At 71.2% G+C, this 22010-nt stretch carries 16 protein-coding genes; 3 read left to right on the forward strand and 13 right to left on the reverse strand.

The features are described 5' to 3' along the window. Positions 1-57 precede the first annotated feature (57 nt). Positions 58-1308: a sugar ABC transporter substrate-binding protein gene (locus ACZ6O2_RS29275; RefSeq protein WP_466025101.1), complete on the reverse strand. Its 1251-nt coding sequence runs from the start codon at positions 1306-1308 to the stop codon at positions 58-60. 26 nt (positions 1309-1334) lie between these two features. Beyond that, positions 1335-2315 (reverse strand): LacI family DNA-binding transcriptional regulator, encoded by a 981-nt coding sequence (locus ACZ6O2_RS29280; protein ID WP_350710664.1) that lies wholly within the window; start codon positions 2313-2315, stop codon positions 1335-1337. Between the two features lie 157 nt (positions 2316-2472). Between ACZ6O2_RS29280 and ACZ6O2_RS29285 the strand changes: the two genes are divergently transcribed. Together ACZ6O2_RS29285 and ACZ6O2_RS29290 are read left to right on the forward strand one after the other, a co-directional pair. Further along, positions 2473-4593, forward strand: a complete 2121-nt coding sequence (locus ACZ6O2_RS29285; RefSeq protein ID WP_466025102.1) for an amylo-alpha-1,6-glucosidase — start codon at positions 2473-2475, stop codon at positions 4591-4593. An 80-nt stretch (positions 4594-4673) separates the two neighbouring features. Beyond that, positions 4674-5705, forward strand: a complete 1032-nt coding sequence (locus tag ACZ6O2_RS29290) for a questin oxidase family protein (protein ID WP_466025103.1) — start codon at positions 4674-4676, stop codon at positions 5703-5705. Between the two features lie 100 nt (positions 5706-5805). Here ACZ6O2_RS29290 and ACZ6O2_RS29295 read toward each other — a convergent pair whose 3' ends face one another. Then, on the reverse strand, positions 5806-6561 hold the full coding sequence (locus ACZ6O2_RS29295; protein WP_350710658.1) for a class I SAM-dependent DNA methyltransferase: 756 nt from the start codon (positions 6559-6561) through the stop codon (positions 5806-5808). A 447-nt stretch (positions 6562-7008) separates the two neighbouring features. On the opposite strand from ACZ6O2_RS29295, the gene ACZ6O2_RS29300 reads away from it, so the two are divergent. Then, the gene (locus ACZ6O2_RS29300; protein ID WP_466025104.1) at positions 7009-8490 is read left to right on the forward strand and encodes a serine hydrolase domain-containing protein; all 1482 of its coding nucleotides are present in this window, start codon (positions 7009-7011) and stop codon (positions 8488-8490) included. A 67-nt stretch (positions 8491-8557) separates the two neighbouring features. Here the strand turns inward: ACZ6O2_RS29300 and ACZ6O2_RS29305 are convergent, their stop codons facing one another. The 10 genes from ACZ6O2_RS29305 to ACZ6O2_RS29350 form a co-directional block, all read right to left on the reverse strand. Next, positions 8558-9169 (reverse strand): hypothetical protein, encoded by a 612-nt coding sequence (locus ACZ6O2_RS29305; protein ID WP_466025105.1) that lies wholly within the window; start codon positions 9167-9169, stop codon positions 8558-8560. A gap of 185 nt (positions 9170-9354) precedes the next feature. After that, positions 9355-9999: a hypothetical protein gene (locus tag ACZ6O2_RS29310; RefSeq protein WP_466025106.1), complete on the reverse strand. Its 645-nt coding sequence runs from the start codon at positions 9997-9999 to the stop codon at positions 9355-9357. Beyond that, positions 9996-12398, reverse strand: a complete 2403-nt coding sequence (locus tag ACZ6O2_RS29315) for an FHA domain-containing protein (protein ID WP_466025107.1) — start codon at positions 12396-12398, stop codon at positions 9996-9998. Before ACZ6O2_RS29315 ends, ACZ6O2_RS29310 begins: the two co-directional genes overlap by 4 nt. Continuing rightward, entirely contained in the window at positions 12395-14323 is a 1929-nt protein-coding gene (locus ACZ6O2_RS29320) for a serine/threonine protein kinase (RefSeq protein WP_466025108.1), read from the reverse strand. Before ACZ6O2_RS29320 ends, ACZ6O2_RS29315 begins: the two co-directional genes overlap by 4 nt. 213 nt (positions 14324-14536) lie before the next feature. Continuing rightward, complete coding sequence (locus ACZ6O2_RS29325; RefSeq protein ID WP_466025109.1) at positions 14537-15199, reverse strand: response regulator; 663 nt, start codon at positions 15197-15199, stop codon at positions 14537-14539. Further along, on the reverse strand, positions 15196-16389 hold the full coding sequence (locus ACZ6O2_RS29330; RefSeq protein WP_466025110.1) for a sensor histidine kinase: 1194 nt from the start codon (positions 16387-16389) through the stop codon (positions 15196-15198). Before ACZ6O2_RS29330 ends, ACZ6O2_RS29325 begins: the two co-directional genes overlap by 4 nt. Positions 16390-16398: 9 nt before the next feature. Continuing rightward, the gene (locus ACZ6O2_RS29335; RefSeq protein WP_466025111.1) at positions 16399-17304 is read right to left on the reverse strand and encodes a hypothetical protein; all 906 of its coding nucleotides are present in this window, start codon (positions 17302-17304) and stop codon (positions 16399-16401) included. Positions 17305-17458: 154 nt separating this feature from the next. After that, a complete protein-coding gene (locus tag ACZ6O2_RS29340; protein WP_466025112.1) occupies positions 17459-18349 on the reverse strand; it encodes a tetratricopeptide repeat protein in 891 nt (296 codons plus the stop codon). A 33-nt stretch (positions 18350-18382) separates the two neighbouring features. Beyond that, positions 18383-18868 carry a hypothetical protein gene (locus ACZ6O2_RS29345; RefSeq protein WP_466025113.1) on the reverse strand — a complete coding sequence of 162 codons (486 nt, stop codon included), beginning with the start codon at positions 18866-18868 and terminating at the stop codon, positions 18383-18385. A gap of 228 nt (positions 18869-19096) precedes the next feature. After that, a complete protein-coding gene (locus ACZ6O2_RS29350; protein WP_466025115.1) occupies positions 19097-21970 on the reverse strand; it encodes a lantibiotic dehydratase in 2874 nt (957 codons plus the stop codon). Positions 21971-22010: the final 40 nt, after the last annotated feature.

The following is a 22010-nucleotide window of genomic DNA, read 5'->3' on the forward strand; positions in this document are numbered from 1 at the left end:
TCGACTCGTGGCTGACCGCGGGGGCGCCGCCGGCGGGCGGCGCCCCCGCGGTGCACCTCAGTTGCCGCCGAGCGCCGCCTTGGCGTTCTTGTCGAAGTTGGCCAGCACGGCCTTCGGGTCCCCGGCGGCCAGGCCCTGGAGGCCGGCCTCGAGGTCGGTGAGGACGCTGTCCATCTTGGGGGCGTTCACCGGGCCCTGGGCGTACGCGGCACCGTCGATGAAGGGCTTGTCCGCCGGGAAGGCGCTGGTGTACTGGTCGCGCACGGACTGGCGGGACGGCATGACGCCGAACGCCTTGGCGAAGGCCATCTGCTGTTCGCCGGCGGTCATCGCCTCGACGAACCTGATCGCCTGCTCCTTGTGCTTCGACTTGGCCGCGACGCCCCAGCACTGGGTGAAGGAGAGCGTGCCCTTCCCCTTCGGGCCGGCGGGCAGCTCCACGACCTTGTACTTCACGTTCGGGAAGTCGTTCTGCAAGGCGCCCTTGAGCCAGTTGCCCTCGATGGTCATGACGGCCTTGCCCTTGCCGAACGCCTCACCCGACCAGCCGGCGTCGAGCTGCTTCGGGTAGCGGGCGAGGCCGTCGGTGAGCATCTTCTTGACGTACTGGAGGGCGGCCAGGTTCTCCGGGGTGTCGGCGGTGGCCTGCTTGCCGTCCTTGCTCATCAGCCAGCCGCCGTTCTGCACCATGAACGCGCCGATGCGGTCCCGCGTGTCACCGAGGGCGAGCGGGACGAGGCCCTTGGCCTTGATCTTCTGGGCGGTGGCGGTGAGCTGGTCCCAGGTGGTGGGCACGTCCGAGTCGGTGAGGCCGGCCCTGGCCCACAGGTCGGTGTTGATCTGGAGGGCGAGGGTGGAGAAGTCCTTCGGCGCGCAGTAGAGCCTGCCGTCGTAGGTGAAGGTGGTGCGGAGGCTCTCGTGGAAGTCGTCCGGGTTGCTGATCTTGTCGCCGTACGGCTCCAGGGCACCGACACTGGCGTAGTCGGCGAACCGGGCGGCGTCGACGTAGAAGATGTCCGGCGGGGTGCCGCCGGCGAGGGCCTGGCCGAGTTGTTGGGTGAGGTCCTGGGCCGGGGTGACCGTGGCCTGGTTGCCCGACGACGACGCCCACTTCGCCGCGGCCTCCTGGACGGCCTTGGTCTCGGCGTCGCCGGAGGACCCGATCAGGATCTGCAGGTTGGCCGGGCCGCTGGACTGTGGGGTGTCGCCGGAGGAGTCGTCGAAGCCGCTGCCACAGGCGGCGGAGGCGAGGAGGGTGACGGCGGCGATGCCGGCCACTGCCACCCGGGTGAGGGATCGGGTTGCCATCTGGTTCTCCTGGTGGGGGACGGGGGTCAGGCGGTGTGTCGCAGGACCAGTGAGGGCTGGAGCAACACGTGGTCGGGGGTGCGGTGGGGCCCGTCGAGGACGGCGGTGAGCAGGTCCACGCAGCGGGCCGCGGCCTCGCCGAGGGGTTGGCTGACGCTGCTCAGCCCGATCGCGGCGGCGACCGGGGTGTCGTCGAAGCCGATCACCGGCACGGCCGGTTCGGCGGCCCGGACTGCCTGAAGGGCGCCCAGGGCGAGGGAGTCGCTGGCACAGACCAGGGCGGTCGGCGGTGCGGCGCCGCCGAGCAGGTCCCGGGCGACCTGCCCACCCTCGGCGATGCCGTCCACGGTCTCCCGGTCCAGCCCGCCCGGGTCGACCCCTGCGGCGGCCAGCGTCGCGTGCCAACCGGCGCGGCGGTCGTCGCCCACGCCGGAGCCGGCCGGCCAACCGACGAAGGCGATCCGCCGGTGACCGGCCGCCAGCAGGTAGGCGGTGGCCTGTGCGGTACCGGCCGCGCCGTCGACGTCGACCCAGGGGTGCGCGTCGGGAGCGTCCCAGGGCCGGCCGAAGGTCACGAAGGGCACGCCACGTCCGGCGAGCCAGGCCGTCCGCGGGTCGCCGTGGTCGGTGCCGGTCAGGACGAAGGCGTCGAGGTCGTACGCGCCGAGCAGGTCGTCGTAGGCGACGATCTCGCGGTCGACGTCGGTGGCGGTGTAGAGCATGATCCGGTAGCCGGCGGTCTCGGCGGTCTCGGTGAGGCCGTGCAGGAACCGGTCGAGCACGGAGCCGTTGATCCCGTCCCGGGTGGGTTCGATGCGGACCGCGATCAGCCGGGACCGGCCGGTGCGCATCTGCCGGGCGGCCTGGTTGGCCCGGTAGCCCAGGGCGTCAATCGCCTCCTGCACCCGCCGCCGGGTTTCCTCGCGCACGATGTGCGGGGCGTTGAGCACGTTGGACACGGTCTGCCGGCTGACCCGGGCGCGCCGGGCAACGGTCGCGATGGTCACTTTTTCGGCCACTTCATGCCTCTCGCCGTCTTGAACGATCCAAGGCCCGTACGGCAAGATTTGATCGTTCAAGTTCCAGGAATGTTTCGCACTTTGCACCGCCCGAGGACCGCCTGTCAAGACATCGGTCCGTCCGAGAAGGATCTGGAGTCGAGTCGTGATCGAACGCCACCTGCAACCCCTGCTGCACGACCTGGTGGCGGTGGTCCTCGCCCCCACCAGCGCGCTGGGGGACGCGGCCGGGCAGATCCGCCCGGCCGGCGTCCAGGGTGTCTTCCACGCCGACGCCCGGGTGCTCTCCCGGGCCGAGTTGCGGGTCGACGACCGCGAGCCGGAGGCGGTGGCCCGCGGCGCGGTCGAGCCGCACGGCGCCCGCTTCGTCGGCCTGGCCCGCTGGCTCGGCGACCCCACCCCCGATCCGACCGTCCGGCTCGACCGGACACGGCGGCTCGACCCGCGCGGGCTCAGCGAGGAGGTGCGCATCGTCTCGACCGCCACGGTCGCGGTCAAGGCCGTCGTCAGCGTCGACCTCGGCTGCGACCTCGCCCCGATCGAGCTGGTCAAGTCCGGCGCGACGACGCAGCCGCTGGCGGCCCGGACCGGGCGGCCCGGCGAGCTGACGTGGGCGGCGGACGGCATCGTGGTGACGGTCGTCGGCGAGGGCGCCGACGTCGTCGCCGACCGGGCCACCGCGCCACGGCTGTCCTGGCCGGTGGAACTGGCTCCCGGCGACACCGTCACGCTGCGCTGGCGACTGACCGTCGAGGACCCGCGCGCGGTGGTGGTCTGCCCGCCCGGCAAACCCAACTGGTCCGAGCCCGACGTCCACGCCGACGACCGCCGACTGACCCGGCTCCTGCGCCGGAGCCTGGACGATCTGCGCGGGCTGCGCCTCGCCGACCCGGGCGCGCCGCAGGACGTCTTCCTCGGCGCCGGGGTGCCCTGGTTCCTCACCCTCTTCGGGCGGGACAGCCTCTGGGCCGCCCGGATGATGCTGCCGCTCGGCACCGACCTGGCCGCCGGCACGCTGCGGGTGCTCGCCCGCCGGCAGGGCACCCGGGTCGACCCGGGCACCGGCGAGGCCCCCGGCAAGATCCTGCACGAGCTGCGCCGGCACGAGTTCGCCCTGCCCGACCACCGGCTGCGGCTGCCGCCGGCGTACTACGGCACCGTCGACGCCACCCTGCTGTGGGTCAACCTGCTGCACGACGCCTGGCGCTGGGGCCTGGCCGACGACCAGGTCGAGCCGCTGCTGCCGCACCTGGAGGCGGCCCTGGGCTGGCTCGGCGAGCACGCCGACGCCGACGGCGACGGCCTGGTCGAATACGTGGACAGCACCGGTCACGGGCTGTCCAACCAGGGCTGGAAGGATTCCGGCGACGCGGTCCGGTTCCGTGACGGCCGGCTGGCGACGGCACCCATCGTGCTGGCCGAGGTGCAGGGGTACGCGCACGAGGCGGCGGTCAACGGGGCGGCCCTGCTGGATGCCTTCGGCCGCCCGGGGGCGGACCGCTGGCGGGGCCACGCACAGCGGCTGGCCGACCGCTTCCGCGCCGCCTTCTGGGTCGACGGCGGCCCACAGGGCCCCCGACCGGCGCTGGCACTGGACCGGGACAAGCGCCCCGTCGACTCACTGACCAGCAACATCGGCCACCTGCTCGGCACCGGCCTGCTCGACGCCGCCGAGGAGGCGCAGGTCGCCCGCCTGCTCACCGGCAACGCGATGGCCGGCGGGTTCGGGCTGCGCACCATGTCCACCGACGACGCCGGATTCAGCCCGCTGTCGTACCACTGCGGGTCTGTCTGGTCCCACGACACGGCGATCGTGCTCGCGGGGCTGGCCCGGGCCGGCTTCACGGAAACCGCGCGCGGCCTCGCCGAAGGGCTGCTCGGGGCCGCCGAGGCGTTCGACTACCGGCTACCGGAGCTGTACGGCGGTGACGACCGGTCGGTACTCGGCCGGCCGGTCCCCTACCCCGCCGCCTGCCACCCGCAGGCATGGTCGGCGGCGAGCGCGGTGCTGCTGCTCCAGGCCGCCCTGGGCCTCTACCCGGACGTTCCGGCCGGCACGGTCCGACTCGCCCCGCTGGCCGGGCCCGAACTCGGCGCACTGTCGGTCACCGGCCTCCGCCTCGCCAACCACGCGGTCACCGTCGCCGTCGACGGCACCGGACGGACGACCGTCGTCGACCTCCCTCGTGCCCTCACCGTGATCCCCGCCCGCGTCCCGCAGCCGCGCCCGTCCGACGGCTCGCGGACCCGTGCGGCTTCCCGCTGACCCGTTTCCGCCTACCTCCGGCCTGCGCAGCGAGCGGCGGGCTTGACCTCAAGCGCGGTTCAGGTCGCAGCATCGTGGACATGGCAGACGGGATCCTCGACGAGGCGTTCGCACGACTCCAACGCACCGGCCCGGAGCGCGACGGCTGGTTGTCCAACCACGCGCCGATGGTCGCCGAAGTCCTGGTCCGTCACGGGCACGGGGATCTCGTCCACCGGTGGCTGGACGCCCACCTGGGCCGCCTGGAGCCGCGGCCGAGAGGAATCGCCCCCATCGCCGCCGACGAGTGGCGTGACCCCCTCGGTGATCCCAGCCGCACCGGGGACTGGCTCGACTACTTCGACCGCGAGCTGACCCTCGGCCCGTGGCGCGAGGTGCTGGCCCGCTGGTGGCCCCGCCTGCTTCCCGGCATCGCCGCCGGCGCCACCCACGGCGTGATCCGGGTCGGCCATGCCGTCCGCGCCCTGCTCGACGCGCAGACCGGCGCACGTGTCGCCGAGTTGGGCCACGGCCTCGCCTACTGGGCCGCCCGATGGCAGCCGCTCGCCCCGCCGGGCGTCGGCCCCTACCCATCGACCGATCCGCGCTCGGCGCTGGATGCCGTCCCGAGGGTCCCCGACCAACGGTTCGGCATCCGCGCCCGTCTCGCCCAGCTCGCCGACCTGCCCGAGTGGCCGGCCGCTGCCGGCGCCGTACCCGGGCGTGCCGAGGATCAGGTTCTCGCACGGCTGGCAGCCGTCGTCGAGGCCGCCGTCACCCGCCATGCCCACCACGGATACGCCAACCCCGTCATGCTCGTACACGCGGCGACCGCTCCCCACGCGGTCCTGCGGACCCTGCCCGCTCTGCCACCGGCGCTGTGGAGGCCGAGCCTGGCAGCTGCGTGGGCGGCGGCAGCCGCCGTCACCGCCGCGTACTCCCCCGCCGTGGCACGCCCTCCTGATGCAACGCCGGCGACGCAGGCTGCCGAGCTGATGTCCCTGGCCGCCGCTACCGGCGACGCCCACGCGATCAAGTTCGCCGACACGGCCATCGACACGCACGCCCGCACCGGCAACCCCGCGACGATCGGCCTGGCGATCCACTCCGTCCGCCAGATCGCCGCCGACTGAGGACTCCCGGCGCGCGTGCCGCCGCGACCTGGCTCCGCGCCCACGCCTGGGCCACTGGATTCGATACGCTCACTGCCTCCCGGAAGCCGCCGGGGCTCGGCTAGCCCTCCTCAGCGGCGTCGAGTGGCTTGCGCCAGACCGACACGTGGCTCTCGCTGTCGGACGTGAAGGGAGCGCCGTTCCAGTCCGCCACCCGCTGCTCCAGCGTCAAGCCGGCCAGCCGCGCCATGAGGTCGCACTCGGCAGGCCAGATGTAGCGGAAGTTGCTGTGGCCGTAGCGAATGCTCCCGTCGTCCAGCCGCCGGTAGTGGTGAGAGGTCCCCTGCTGCGTGACCATGTCGTAGGTGTCGAAGCCGACATGCCGGTCGGTCACCTCGAACGGCACCGCCGCCTGCCCGGGCGGGAACCGCCGGATACCCGGCACCCACAGCTCGACAACGAAGCGACCACCCGGCGACAGGTGCCGGGCAGCGTTACGGAAGCACCGCACCTGCTCGTCCTGGGTGCGCAGGTTGCCGATGCTGTTCCACACCACGTACACGAGCGAGAACCGGCCGGGGGCGGTCGTCGTGGCCATGTCACCGACGACGACCGGCAACTCCTCCGCGGGCACCTTGCGCCGCAGCCGGTCAACCATCGGCTGCGACAGCTCGATCCCGGTCACCGAGACGCCTCGGGCGGAGAGCGGGATCGCCACCCGCCCCGTGCCGATCGCGAACTCCAACGCGGGGCCGGAACCCGCCAACCGGGCGAGGAAGTCCACAGCGGGGTCGAGCACCTGGGGGGCGAACATCTCGGCCGCGAGGTCGTCGTACCGCTCCGCGGTGTCCTCGTCCCACAGGTCGCTGCTCGTCACGGGCGCAAGCCTGCCCGCCTTCCTCTGGTCATGCCACCCATTTTCGAAGGGGCCACGACCGCCTCCCGGCGGCTGAAGCCGCCACCACACCTCATCCCCGATCGGCCCCGTCGCCCGATGTCCACTGTGCACTGTTTCGTGTCCCGACGGTCGTCAAGACCGCCTTCCCCGCAGATGCTGTCCGGATTCGCTGAGTCGGTCCTCGCGATCGCACGGTCTGTCGCACAACGAATGAGGGCGGTGAGAGCGCCCGCGCCGACAGCCCGTTGCCGTCCGGCGCGTGCCCAGGCCCTGACGAAAGTCAGGGGTGGTTGCTGTCGATCGGATCCTGTGCTGGCAGGGCGCGGTTCGTAGCGTGGCCGACGTCAATCGAGATGATCGGAGCACGCGGTGAGGGCGGACAGTTTCTGCTGGTGGCGGGGAACCGTTCTGGCGGCGGCCACGGGCTTGGCGGTTTCTGTGGGCTCCGGCCCCGCGCTGGCCGCTGATGCGGGCGGCGACGACGCCGTGGATGCCGCAGCGGTGGAGCGGGTCGTGGAGGACTTCGCGAGCAGGGCCGGGTATCCGGGGATCGCCGTGGCGATCACCAGGGGAGATCGGGTGCTGCATGTCGGCGGTCATGGTCACGACGCGTCCGGCGCGGCGGTGACCGCGACGACGCCGATGCCGGTCGCGTCCGTCAGCAAGTCGTTCACTGCCCTGGCGGTAATGCAGCTGGTGGAGGCGGGGAAGGTGGAGCTGGACGCGCCCGTTCGCCGGTATCTACCGGACTTCCAGATCGACGACGCCCGCGGGGCACGAGTCACGGTGCGGGCGTTGCTGAATCAGACCTCCGGGATCACCGACCGCACGCTACGGGAGAAGAGCCTGTGGCAGCCGGACTCGCTCGCGGCCGCGCAGCAGCGGGCGCGCGCGGCCACCCTGGCGGCCGATCCCGGCACCAGGTACGCGTACACGAACACGAACTACCACCTCGCGGCGCGGCTGGTCGAGGTGGTCTCCGGGAAGCCGTTCGCGGACTACCTGCGCGATCGGGTGTTCGAGCCAGTGGGTATGCGGTCCACCGTCAGCATTGATCAGACCCCGGGTGACCTGCCGGAGCAGGTGCGTGAGGGTCACGTGTACGCGTACGGGGCGACGGTCCCGGCGGCCGAGCCGAAGCGGTTCGTGGCGGGCTCTGACGGGGTGATCGCCACCGCGGCGGACATGGCCCAATGGCTGATCATGCAGAACAGCGGCGGTGTTGCGGCCAGCGGTGCGCGCCTGGTTTCCGCATCGAGCATCACCGCCATGCACACGTCGTCCGGCTCGGGCTCGACCTACGGCCTGGGCTGGGATCGTGACGACAACGGCTGGGTCCGCCACAACGGCGTGTGGTTCACCTTCACCGCCAGCCAGCTGCTGCTGCCGTCCGGCTATGGCGTCGCGGTGCTGGGCAACAGCGGCATCGGCCTGGGCAACGAGGGCACCGATCAGCTGGCGGACGCCATCGCGGAGCTGGTGAGCGGCGACAGCCCGCAGGAGCCTGCGGCCCTGCGGCTGATCATCGACCTTGTGCTGGCCGGCTTCACGTTGGTCAGCTCGGCGTTGGGCGTGCGCAACCTTCGCCGCAGCGGCGAGTGGGCGCGCCGCTTCGCCGTCAGGCCACTCTGGCAGCCGGTCATGCGGCTGGTGCCACGGCTGGTGCCGATGGCGTTGCTGGTGATGCTGCCCGACCTGCTCGGTCAGGTCGTGGGCGGCGGACGGGACGTCACATTCGTGCAGTTGGCGTACTACACGCTGCCGCTGGTCGTCTGGACGGCGGTCGCTGCGATCACCAATGTGAGCGTCATGATGACCCGGGTCTGGGCTCTGGTTCGGGCCCGCCGCGCTGCCGGCGGGCACGCCGCACCCGTTGGGGTCGTCCCGGCCGAGATGCTCGCCGGGTAACGCCGACGATCGTGACGAGCACGGATGGGCGGGTGGCCGATGCGGCTGTCCGCCCCATCCCATGACCTCAGGCGACCGGGTGCTCGATCTGGGATCGTGCCCGCACAAACATGTCGTCCGGATCGCCTGTCTGCGGAAAGCCGATGAAGGCCACCATGCCGATGCTGTAGTCGTCCGCCCAGGCGCAGGTGTTGACCCAGACGCCCTGATCCTCTCCCTTGCCGCAGCGCGCTTCACCGCCCATCGGGCCGGGCCGCGTGGGCTTGACCTCGGACAACCTCGGCAGTGTCGCGAAGATGCGGTCGAGTGCCGCAGTCGGGTTCGGCACCCTGCCGGACACTCCGCTCACGACAATCGTGTACTTGTCATCCGCAGTGGTGTAAGCAGTTGCGACCGCGCTGGTGGCGTCGCCGTCAAGAAGCGTCTTCAAGGCGCCCACGCTCTGCTGCGCCGCATTCCGCCACTTTCGGTTCTTCGACTCCGGCCAGCCACTCAGGAACTTTTCGGGCTTGTCGAGACGCATGGCTACCGCCTGCGACGGGGAGGGTTGAGCGTTCCCCGTCCGCTGCGCCGTGTCCGCAGGCCGCGCCAACACGCCCACGATCAGCAGACCCCCGACAACCAACGCACCCAACACCATCGCGCGCCGGCGTTTGGCTGCCATGTTGTTTTCCAGCACCTGTCACATCCTCGAAGCTCTCGTCGTGGCCCAGCACGTACTGCAACGCGCCGAAGGTCATGCTGCCGACGTCGCCGATGCCTTTCTGCAACACGCTGCGCCGGTTGATGCTCGGAATCCCCTGATGGGAACGGGCGATGACGGTCACCAACCCTGCGACGTCGAACCACGGTGTCAGCGGGTGACTAGACCTGGTCAGGCACGACCTCGCCGGTGATGGCGCGGGAACGCTGCGCGACGGCTGCGCTTATCGGTGCGAGTGCCGGAAGGTGCATGCCCTGCGGGCCGAAGATCAGCCATGCGATCGCGACCGCGTACCACGGCGCCGCCGGGCCGTGCAGCATCAGCGGATTGCCCTCCTGGTAGCGGAGGATGAACGACCACTGGGTCAGGTCGGCGGTGAGTTCCAGTACGCCGTTGTGCCAGAAGCTCAGTATGTTGCCCTGGTAGTCCCCGAGCAGCCGCTGGTTGGTCAGGATCATCCGCACCTGCGCCTGGTCCCGCCACTGGACCGCCGCCATCGCCTGGGCGCGGCTACGGGCACTGGCGTTGCTGATGGCGTCACCGGCCATGCCGGCGAGCACGAAGCTCGTCGAGCCGAACCAGAAGTGGCTGCTCTCCCGATACTGCACGGCGGTGCCGTAGAAGCGTGCGTAACCCAGCACCGTGTCGCCGAAGATCGTTTCGTTCTGGCTCAGCCGCAGTCCGCTGGGCGGGAGCGCGACCAACTGGCCACCGCGTGCCAGGTGCTCGTACAGTCGGCACGCACTGCTCCAGCCGTCGCGCAGAACGGCTTCGAGGGCGGCGGCAGAATCCTTGCGGCGGCTCACGTGCGGTTCCTCCGGCTCTCCAGTACGGGCTCGTGGCGGCGTAGCGCCCACCGCACCACTGCGGCCAGCAGTACGGTCTGGCCCGCCAGAACGGCCATCGCCCAGCTCCACGCGCCGATGGTGTGCGCCCAGAGTGCGTCCGGCGCGGGCTTCAGCATTATGGCGCGCAGGTCCACCGTGGCGGCTGCGGCGGCGTAGCCCCAGCGAGCCGGGGCAAGCCAGGAGAGCTGTTCGATGCCGGCGCGCTCGACCACGGCGAACAGCCCGCCGCAGAGCACGAGCTGCGCCATCACGAGCCCGACCAGCACCGGCATCGTCTGCTCGCTGGTGGACACGTAGACACTGACCAGCAGCCCGAGCACGGTGGCTGCCAGCGTGGTCAGCCAGACCACCGCGATCAACTCGACCAGCGGCACGCCCAGCACGAGCGCCTCGGGTGGCGCCGGCCGGCCCACCATGCCGAGCAGGACGAACAATGCCGCCTGGAACGCGTTCAGTACGGCGAACACGGCCAGCTTCGCGCTCAGGTAGGCGCCGGGCGCCATGCCCACCGCCCGTTCCCGGCGGTAGATCGCACCCTCCCCGACGAACTCCCGGATGCCCCCGGCCAGCCCGATGAAGACCGCGCCGATGGTCAGGATGACCAGCAGTTGGGCGGCCTCGGTGCTGCGCCCGGGCGGCTGTGCGGGCAGCCCGAGCCCGTCGGAGCCGGGAACCACGTGCAGCAGGGCGGCGAGGCCCACCGGCAGGCCGAGGGAGAGCGCCGCGTACAGCCGGTCGGCGAGGGTGACGGCGACCGTGCGACGGGCGAGGATCGCCGTCTGCCGCCACCATCCCTGGCGCGGCGGTGACGCGGTGGCCGCCGTTCGCTCGGTCGGCGGTGCGGTCTTGGCCGGCGGGCGGGTGGCCGCGAACTTGGCGGCCCAGACGTCCGGGTCGGCGGCGACCGCGGTGAACACGTCGGCGTACTCGGCCGCCCCGAAGAAGTCGAGCAGCTCGTCCGGCGGGCCGAAGTAGGCGACCTTGCCGCCACGGGCGAGCACCAGCACCCGGTCGCACACGCTCAGGTGCAGCGGGCTGTGCGTCACCACCACGACGGTTCGGCCGCGATCGGCCAGCTCGCGCAGGCCGTGCATCACGTCGCGGTCCAGCGCCGGGTCGAGCCCGGAGGTCGGCTCGTCGAGGAAGAGGAGCGAGGGCTCGGTGAGCAGTTCCAGGGCCACCGAGGTGCGCTTGCGCTGTCCACCTGAGAGCGTGTCGATGCGCTGGTCGGCGTGTGCCGTGAGGGCGAGCTGGGCGAGTACCTCGTCGATGCGCTGGTCCCGCTCCGCAGGCGTCACGTCGGCGCCGAAGCGCAGCCCGGCCGCGTAGCGCAACGCGCGGCGTACGGTCAGCTGGCGGTGCAGGATGTCGTCCTGCGGCACCAGGCCGATGCGGTGCCGCAGGTCGGCGTACTCGGCGTAGAGGTCGCGGTCCTGGTAGCGCACCGTGCCGGCCTGCGCCGGGCGGTTGCCGGTCAGCGCCCCCAGCAGCGTCGACTTGCCGGCACCGCTCGGGCCGACCACCGCGAGCAGACTGCACTCGTCCAGCTCGAACGAGACCCCGGAGAGCAGGTTCCGCGTGCCGACTGTGACGCCGAGCCCTTCGGCGCGCAGCGACACCCGGCCGGCGTCGACGTAGTCGTGCAGCGCGGTGCCGTCGAACACCATCTGGTGGTGCCCGAACGAGAGGAGGTCCCCGGGATTCAGCACCGCCTGCTCGACCTGCCGCCCGTTGACGTACGTGCCGTTGCGCGTACCCAGGTCGATCAGGCGGAATCCGGCGCCATCCCGGACAAGGTCGGCGTGGTAGCGGGAGACCAGCAGGTCGTCGAGGACGATGTCGTTTTCCGGTGCCCGCCCGATCAGGATCCGATCCGTGGTCGGGTAGCTGGCCGAGGGAGTCCGGCCCAGCGCGAATCGTGCACCGGGTGATGGCTCGGCCGCGGATACGGGCCCGCTCGGCCGTACCTCGGTAGAAAGGCGCGGCTGCGCGGAATCGGTCACCGGCGGCGGTGCGGCGGGAAGCCCTTCCGGGCGGAAGGTGAGCACCGGACCGTCGACGGCGTTGCCGAGCCGCACCGCGCAGGCGACCCTGATCTCCAGCTCGTGCACCGGACGGCCGTCGAGGAACGTGCCGTTCCGGCTGGCGAGGTCACGCAGGTGCCACCGTCCGGCCCGGTAGGTGACTTCCAGGTGCTCGCGGGAGGCCCGCGAGTCGTCCAGGACGATCGGACAGAGGGGATCACGGCCGATCCGCAGCGGCCCGCCGGCCGCGGTGACCCGTCGCTCCCCGTCCTCACCGGGTACGCCGACCAGCAAGGTGGTGCTCGCGCCGCCACCTGCCTCGGGGACGGTCATCGGTTCGCCCTGGGTTTCGGCAACCGCTTGGCCATCGACGTCGCCATCTTGATCAGGTCGCTCTGGTGACTGCCACCTTCGTAGTCGTTCTGGATCGCGACCTGGAAGAGCACCTGGCCCGAGCGGACGAAGATCATCGCGTAGACGCCGTTGGAGCCGCTGACGGTGATCCCGAATGACTCCTCACCCAACTTCGGCACCGTGAACGGCCGCCATCCGCACCGCTCGGCCGTCTTGCGGGTGGCATCGAGGAACGGGGCGGCCGCGGTCCCGTAGAAGCCGGCGACCGCCGAGCCGAGGTACGGGTACTGGCCGGTGGTCACCCAGTAGCCGTTGCTGCTGTGCGCCCCGATCGCGCCACTGGGAACGTTGCCGTCCGAGCAGAGCGCAAGCCTGGTCAGGCCGTTGTGCAGCGCGTCGTTGGAGGGGCTCGACTTGACCGGGTCACGGTCTTCGAGCTTCATCGCGGACACGACGTCGGCCACCGACAGCAGCACAGGCTCCAGTGCGGTCACTGCCGGCGGCGGGGAGGCACGGTCGATGCTGGGGGTCGGACTCGCACCGAGGTTGCCGGGCAGGTTGCCCCGGCTGAGGCTCCACAGCGACGGTACGCAGCAGGCGGCCAAGAGGACCGTTGCCACGATTCCGATGATCATCGGGGCTTTGGACTTCTTCCGGGGCTGGCCGGGCGCCCCGGGAAAGCCGGACGGCCCGGGGCCGGGCGGCAGCGGGTAGTCCGGCGGCCCGGGAGCCGGCCGTGGGCCGGGCGGCAGCGGATAGTCCGACGGCCCCGGAGCCCCCGACGGCCGTGGGCCGGGCGGCAGCGGGTAGCCCGGCGACGCAGGGTTGCCCGACGGCGGGAAGCCGGGCGGCCCGGAGGTGGGCGGCAACGGGTAGTTCGACGGCCCGGGGGTGGGCGGCAACGGAGAGCCCGGCGGCCCAGAGGTGGGCGGCAGCGGGGACGGCCGTGGTGCCCCGCCGATCACGGTCTCCAGCGGTGCGGCGTGCAGGGCGTTGACCCAGGCCGCCGCGGCGGCCGGCCGACGCTCGGCGGTCACCGCGACCATCGACAGGATCCCGCGGATCACCCGGTCCTGTCCTGGGCCGAGTGCCGCGGTGAGCCGCTGGGTCATGCCGTCGACGTCGCCGGGCACCGGCATCTCGCTGGTCACCGCGTAGTAGACGGTCGCGCCGAGGGCGTAGCGGTCCGTGGCCGGGTTGTACTCCCCCCGGGCCAGGGACTCCGGTGCCATGAACGGTGCCGTGCCGTACACCCGGGCGGTGCCGCTGGTGCTACGCAGCCGGACCAGGCCGAAATCGACCAGATAGGCCCGTCCGCTGCCGGAGACCAGGATGTTGGCCGGTTTGATGTCCCGATGCAAAACCGGTATGCCGTCGGTGTCCTGGCCGCTGTGCAGGTAGTCGATGGCCTCGGCGATCGGCTCAAGCGGCTTGAGGATGTCCAGTCCGCGTACCCCGCCGGTTTCCAGCATTTCCTGGAGGCTGCGGCCTTCGATCCACTTCATCACGAAGTACAGCCGTGGTGACGTGTCCGCAGTGGATCTTCCAGCCGGATGAGGCGCCGGGCCGACGAAGACCTCTTTGACCTTCACCAGCGCCGGGTGTTCGAGTTGGGTCGCCAACGCCGCCTGTAGCCGAAGGCCCTCCAAGCCGCGGTCGGTCTGGTCCTCCGCCGGCACCCGGAGGATTTTCACCGCGTATGAGAACGCCACATCTCCGTGGTGCTCGCGAGCGCGCCAGACCTCCCCCTCGCCACCAGCGGCGCGCCGCTCGATCAGCTCATACCGGTCCGGCGCGTCCGGCGGTCCCACGTAGCTGTGCTGCGCAACCGACACGAAGGTCATCGTGCCAAACCGTAGTGACGAATCAAAATTTGTTCCTATGGCAAGCCTTCGCCCTTGCACCGCTTGGAAAGTCCATCGCGGCACGCGGCAAATCCGGCGGAGCCGACCGCATGCCGAGATACCGACGGGACGTGCGCGCTCGCCGCGAGTCTCCGCTCCGGACGCGGCTGTTCTCGCCGCCGCAGCGGATCGTGTTCGCGGATCAGACGATCGATCAGCTACCGCTCAGGCGCGGACGGCTGGTTCGGTGGGCTTCGTGGCAGGGCTGTCGGGTCACGCGTCGGGGTGGACGAGCCGGTGCTCGTATGCCCAGATGACCAGGTGCACCCGGTCGCGCAGGCCGAGCTTGGCCAGGATCCGACTCACGTGGATCTTCACTGTCCCCGCACTCAGGAACAGCCGGGACGCGATCTCGGCGTTCGAAGATCCTCGCGCGACGTGGAGCAACACTTCATGCTCCCGTGGGGTGAGGGTCGCCGCCGGGTCCGGCCCGCACGGCGAGGCGGGTAGGTGCACGCTGACGCGGTCGAGCAACCGCCGGGTGGTCGAGGGCGCGATGACCGCGTCTCCGTTGTGGACCGCGCGGATGCCGGCGAGCATCTCGGCCGCCGGGGCATCCTTGAGCAGGAAACCGCTGGCGCCGGCGCGCAGCGCCGCGAAGGCGTACTCGTCCAGGTCGAACGTGGTGAGGACAATGACCTTGGGCCTCGGCCCGGCACCGGCGAGGAGTTGACGGGTTGCCGCCACGCCGTCGACGCGGGGCATCCGGACGTCCATCAGCACGATGTCGGCGGCGGTGACGGCGAGCGCCTGGAGCGCCTGCGCCCCGTCGGCCGCCTGGCCGACCACGGTCATGTCGTCCTGCGCGTCGATCATCATCGCTGCGCCGGCGCGTACCAGGTCCTGGTCGTCGACGAGGAACATCCGGATGGTCATGCGACTGCCTCGTCCGCCGGCGCCGCGTACGGCAGTCGGGCGATCACCAGGAAGCCGCCGTCAGCCGGACCCGCCGAGATCGACCCCCCTGCTGCGGCGATCCGTTCCCGCATGCCGATCAGGCCGTGGCCGGTCCCGGCCGCAGCGTCGTCCCGGTTGCCCCGGTCGCGGACCGTCACGGAGAGGCCGTCGACTGTCCAGCTCACCGTAACCACCGCCCGGCTGTCCGAGCCGGCGTGTTTGACGGTGTTGGTGAGCGCCTCCTGCACGGTACGGAAGATCGCCAGTTCGGCGCCGGGGGTGACGGGCCGCGCGGCGCCGTGTTCGTGGTGGCTGACCGGCAGGCCCGCGGCCCGTACACGGTCAAGAAGCTGCGGCAGATCCCGCAGCCCCGGCTGGGGCTCCCGGCTTTCGCTGTCCGACTCGGCGGACCTCAGTACGCCGAGCAGCCCGCGCATGTCCGTCAGGGCGAGCCGGCCCGCGTTCTCGATGGTCGCCAGTATCTCCGCCGCCCGCTCTGGCTGGCTGCGGACCAGGAACTGTCCACCCTTCGCCTGACTCATAATGACGGAGAGTGAGTGCGCGACAACGTCGTGCATGTCCCGGGCGATCCGGTTCCGCTCCTCGATGACCGCCCGCCGGGCGCGCTCTTTCTGTTCGGCTGCGGCCTGCCGAGTCCGCTCCTCGAGCAACGAGAGGTAGGCCAGTTGGGTGCGGCGGTAAAGGCCGAGGATCCACGCCGCGACGACGACCGCGACCAACAAGCCGCATACCAGGAACGGGTTCGGTCGGAGTCCAGCCGCCGTCACGCTGGGATCGTTGACGAGGCGCAGAGCGGCCAGAACCGCGGCGACGGCCGCCACGGCCAGGCCAGCTGCGGCAAAGCGTCGACTCGCGTAGACCCCCAGGGAGTAGATGGCGAACGGGAAGACCAGCACCGAGGGCATGATCAGGAACAGTCCGCTGACGGCGGCCTGCACCGCCAACGCGACACACACCACACCAAATGCGGCCCGCGGCGCTGCCCGCCGGGCCAGCAGCGCCGTATGCGCGCCCAGCACCCCCAACCCGAGCGGTACGGCCGGGCCGACCGGCAGCGACACGAACGCCATGACCAGCGACAAGGCCGCAACCGGGACGCTGACCAGCACCGACAGCAGCGGGCCCTCTCGCCCCGTCCAGCGCGCCATGCCCCCAGCCTAGGCAGCCGTCGACAGGGGGGCGGACGGCGCGGGTGCCGGCTGGGCGCGCCACTGGTATCCGAGCGTGGCGGCGCCGAAAGCGAGACCGAGCAGCAGCCAGGTTCCGTACACGAAGGCCACAATCCACCCGCCGTCGGTGAACCGTACCGGGCCGTCGACCACGCCCATCGCCTGCGCCAGGGCGCCGAGCCCGGCCAGCGCCCCCATGCTGAGCAGCACACCGGTCGCGGTCCAGCCGGCGGCAAGCAGCATCCAGCGTGGCAGGAACCGACCCCACGGCTGTACCAGCGCAAGGGCGATCCCGCCGGCTACCCCGAAGACGACCAGCTCCATGACGGGGAAGCCCTCGAGAGAAACCGAGCCCACCGCCTGCCGCGCCAACTCGCCACCCATCGCCCAGTAGACCTTCAGGGCCGGGTACGGCAGGACCAGTGCGGCTGCCGCATAGCCGGGCCAGACCTTCGGGGCGCGGTTTGCGCCGGTGGCCCTGGCATGGCGGAGGGCGGCTGCGGCCAGCAGTGCCCCGGCCGCGAGCGCTGCGGCGCGAGCCATGAACCCCGGCCAGTCGACGACCGGTGGCAGCCCTGGCACACCGAGTACTGCCAGCGCCCGCAGCGCGTCGAAGACAATGCCGCCGGCCGACCAGATCAGCAGGACGAGTGCCGACCACGCGGTGGCCAGCACCGCCAGGCGTGGTATCCGGACCGAACCGGGCCGCCGCCGCATGGCCAGCGCGGCACCGACGCCGAACAGGGCGCCGACCGCGGGAACCCACCAGGGGGCGAAACCCTTCGTGTAGCCGTCAGCTGCCGGCAGGGCGGCCCGAGTGAGTGCGATCGCCAGGGCGGCGACGCAGGCAAGGCCAGCAGCGTCAGGCAGGCGGGACCGGGTGTACGTGGGCATGGCATCTCCGTCGGGTCGTCGAAACGGTCGGCTCCGACGATCGCCCACCAGCGGTCGAGTCGACATCTGCCGCGGGGCCAGGACATGTATGCCGCTGGTGATACGGCACGTCCCCGCTCGTCCACGTCCCGCCCGGCTCAGGGCCCGCCGCACCTCATCCCCGCGTCCCTGGGAGGTGTCGCACCACCCGGGTGCTGCCCTTGCAGTCGGCTGGACAGTTCTCGTGGTAGTTCGCGGACTGCTTGGCGCCGGCGAGAAGATACGACAGCCCTACCATGTTGTCGTCCTTGAGCAGCAGTGCCTCGGCCTCGATTTCCTCGAAGCGCCGCTGTTCGGTCAACAGCCAGCCAAGCTGCCGGTACGAAGAGTTGTGACCCGGCTCGGCCAGCGTGTCGCGGACGAGCTGAGTCGCCTCCTCCAAGCGGCCCTGGGCCGCCAGCAGCCGCACGCGAACGTGCCCCTCGCCCGCGTCAACGGCAGCCTGGTAAGCGGCTACCGCCTCGTCGGCGCGGCCCAGCTTCTCCAACAGCGCGCCCAGCGGCCATCGAGAAACACCCTCCCCGCCGATCGCTGACCGATAGGCGCGGACCGCCTCGTCCAGCTGGCCCGCCCGGGCATACACCTTGGCCAGCCGGACGCCCGCCGCCGCGTCACCAGCCGCGATCGCCGTCTGGTACTCGCCGATGGCCTCGTCGATCCGGCCGGTCCTGGCGAGCAACGCGGCGAGACGGGCCCGGGCTTCTGGCTCACCCGCCTCCACCGCCGCCCGCCACCCGGCGATTGCCTCGTCGGTCCGGCCCGCATCCGCCAGCAGGTTCGCGAGGCCGCCGTACGCCCGAGGCAGACCGGCCTCGATGGCCGCCCGCCAACGCGCCTCCGCCTCCTCGACGCGGCCATGCTCCATCAGCAGATCGGTCAGGCGTTCCACGTCCAGCCAGTCCCCGCCGCTGGCCCGGGCTTCGAGAACCGTGATCGCCTCGTCCACCCGCCCCTGCTCGACCAGCCACTCGGGGCGATCGTCCGGATCAATCGGCTCGTCGATCATGCCGGCACGATACGACAGCGGATGCTCTGCGAATCAGTCGATTTCCTCGGCGTCGCTCAGGTCTTCCAGCCGTACCGGCCGGTGCTGATCGAATATCACAGCCAGGCCGTAGGGGTCGCAGACGGCAAAGCGCCCCTCCTGGAAGTGCAGGATCCATTCGCTGTCGGTGTAGAAGTTGAGCTGCGGGTTGTCCAGCGGAAGCTCCTCGGCAGGGACTTCCCGGTAGGGATCGAGCTCGTCCTCGGCCAAGCCGAACCAGGCCGGATCGGTCAGCATCGTGGCGTGCACGAAGCGAAGCCCTGCCACCAGGTAGTGATCGATGTCGTCGAGCACGCGGGCGATCATTGGCAGATCGACGTGGTCGAGGTCGTCGACGCCGTCGAGCAGGATGTTGACCGCGATCGGGGCGCGGTAGGCCGAGCTCGTGACCGGCTGTTGGGGTCGCCATACGGAGAGATCGCCGGGCCCGCGTTCGAGGGTCAGTAGGCCGATGCCAGGACGAGACACGGTCGTGGTCATGTCGACATCCTCCACCCGCCCACCAACGCCTGACCTGACTGGCTGGGCAGCGCGATGCTCCCCGGCAGCGACGCGGCGGGTCCGGGCTGAACAGATAGCCACACTCTCATCGGCTTTTCAAGAACGGAGCCGGCCTGGACCAGTACCAGGTGCGCGACTGGCAGCCCTGGTACGCCCACATCAGCCTGTCCAATACCGAGCCCGCACCTGCCACTACCGACGGCGCGGCTACCCGTGACCAACTGCCGTTGCAGTACTGTCCGCGACAGCACCGGGCCGCGGCACCGCAGGAGTCAGAGGCGCCCGCACGAGGCCGGCATGGGTGCGGCGGAGCAACTCCAGGGCCATTGCCTCGCCCGAGGTGTCCGTCCCGAGGAGGCGGTTCACGTGCAGGTGCACGTAGCTGTGGCACAGTGCCTCTCGGGACCGCCACAGATTGCCGTCGCGGTGCAGGGCGGTGAGCTGGGCGATGGCGGACTCGAGTGCTGGCCGTCGGGCGTTGAGCAGCCGGGACACTTCGTCGTCGGTGGGTGGGGCGGCTCCTAGCGCCTGGCGCAGGGCACGTTGCCGTCTGCGGTATTCGAAGCCGCCGGGGTGGGAGGAAGGTGGACCGCCGTAGGAGAAGGTGGCTCGTTCTTCCCGGGACAGGCCCAGGCAGGCCAGGAGGTCATCAATGCTGACCACGGCCAGCTCCAGCAGGTCTGTGCCGAGCCGGCCTTCGACGTGGGCCTGCAGCATCTCGGCGACGCCCGGGCTGTCGGCCATGAACAGACGCTCTGCCGCCGCCATCCCGGCCTCGCCCCCGTACCTCTCGATTTCACGCTCGTACGTCTCGAACGAGAACTTCCCGCAGATGCCTTCGGCCGTCAGTCCGCCGGCCCAGGCACAGACCTGCTCCATCAGCGGGCCGGTGAGCGCAGCTGGATCTCCATGGAAGCGGAGGCGGACGTGGCACTCCGGGTCCGCGTAGCGGACGAAGAACCAGCCGTCCGCGAGGCCGGACCGGGTGGCGTGCTCGGCGAAGGTGCGTACGGGTCCACCGATTAGGTCCTCCTCTCGATGCGGGTCGCAGTAGAGCTTCAGGTACAGCCAGTCGCTGCCCGGTGGGCGCAGCCGTTCCACCGGGTCGACGACCTTGGTGACGGACAGTGTGTCGCCACCTGGGCGCCCCCCGCCACGGCGGACGAGAGGGGCCACCACCTCGCACATGTGGCCGCCGTCGGTTCCCGGCAGCCAGGCGTGCTCCGGTCCGGGCAGCGCTTCCTGGAGCATCGCGGACCCACCGGGGACACCCGCCCTGAGTTCCTCTCGAAGCAGCTCGACGTCCCGTACGTCGTCGAGGTCGAGAAGCAGCCGGTTGTCGGCCACCGTCAGGTAGACGTGGCGGGGTACATCCCATGTGGTCCGCCATGTCGAGAGCGCTGGCCCGAAGTCGTCGTCGGGGCCGGACCCGTTGGCGGTGGCCGGGTCGAGCCGCCACTGGGCGGGAGCCAGGACGATCCGGTGGCGCTGGACCCTTGGCAGGTAGGCCAGTCCAGCCGCCGGTCCCCAGGAGAAGGCGGTCAACTGGCAGCGGCCGTCGTGGGCGACATCGACCAGGAACCGGACTGCGGCCGACGCCCGCCGGGTGTTGAGCATGTGCCCTTGGACCCCGACGACCTCGGCTCCCCCCGCAGGCCAACCGACCACGAAGCGCCCGTCCCTCAGGCCGACGACCAGCTCGCGCACTGGTATCACGCCCTCGGCCGGAACGCCGGGCCATGCATCGACGAGGATCTCGTGTCGCCGGACAGCGGGCCTCAGCGCCACGTTCGCGGAGCGTGGGGGATCGGGCGAATAGACGACCTCTGCAATGAGCGTGCTGGGGTCGTACGCCTGCTCGATGCGCGCGAGTTCAGCCAGCGCCTCCCCAGCGGGGGGCCCGAGAAGACCGGCGAACCTGCCCAGGCCGCGGCCAGCGGCGGACGCGCCGACGCTGGGGCCGACGACGATCTGGAAGTCCCCACGGTCGATGGCGGCCGACGAGGCGGCGGCGACGAAGAAGGACAACTCGAGTGACGGCGGAATGTGCTCGGGGCCAGGATCAGACGTGGCCAGACGGGCAAGGAGCTCGTCGTCCAGCTCCACCACTCGGCGGCCCTCCCGGTTGGCTGACACGGCGAGGTCGAGGAGGAGCTGGTCACGCGGACCGCGCCTGGGCCTGCCCGCGCCGCCGTGGGAGGACGGCGGTCCGAGCCCGGTCGCGGGGTCGAGAAGCTCTAGCAGCGGGACTCGGCGGTGCGGCCCGTACCGGCCCTCGAACCTTCGCCGGTACTCCCCCAGGTGTGGCATTCCCTCCGGCAGGTGACCCAGGCGTAGGAGCAGGCCAGCGGCCTCGGCCGCTTCGGCTGCCACCGAGGCGTGCAGTCCGGTGGACCGGAACGAGAGGGCGGTGTCGGTCTGTAGGAGCTTCCGCGCCCCACCACCGTTGACGCCGCCCCTTCCCGTGCCGGCGCCCACAGCGGTCACGGCAGGGTCCACATCGACCATCCGGTGCTGCAGAGGCTGCAGGTGGTCCGCCTTCCGGTCGAGGGGCAACTCGTCCCACCTGGCCAGCTCGTCGACCAGCCCGGCCAGTTGCCGGGCGACGGCGTGTGCCCGTTCCGAAGGGGTTGCCTCCAGGGACCTGCGCAACCGCGTCATCGGATCGCCGCAGGTCGGTGCCGGGCTCAACTCGGAGATGAGGAATCCCTGCGCCAACAGGTCTTCGACCAACCGACCAGCCTTGTCCGGCGTAGCACCGGGTATCTCCCGGACCGCCTGCACCAGTTCGGTTCTTGAGGTGGCCACCCGTGCCGCACTCAGCACGAGGCGTACGGCCGCTGTAGCGCGTACGGAGCTGCCTGCCCCCGGCCCCACCGCAAGGATGGCGCGGCCACCGTACAGCAGCACAGCGGGACTGGCCATCAGGCGCAGGTGCGGACGGATGTCCGGGTCGTCGCGTAGCCGCTCGGTCAGCTTCTGCAGCCAACCCATGTCGGCCCGCGTGTGGGTGCGTGACGCGGCCGCCCTGTCTGTCAGGGTGAGTTGAGGCCAGCGGCTCATAGCAAGTCCGCCGGACAGGGCGAGTTCAGGATCGAGAAGCGTTGAATGCTGCTGTTGA

It is taken from the genome of Micromonospora sp. NPDC048040, from assembly GCF_055587185.1.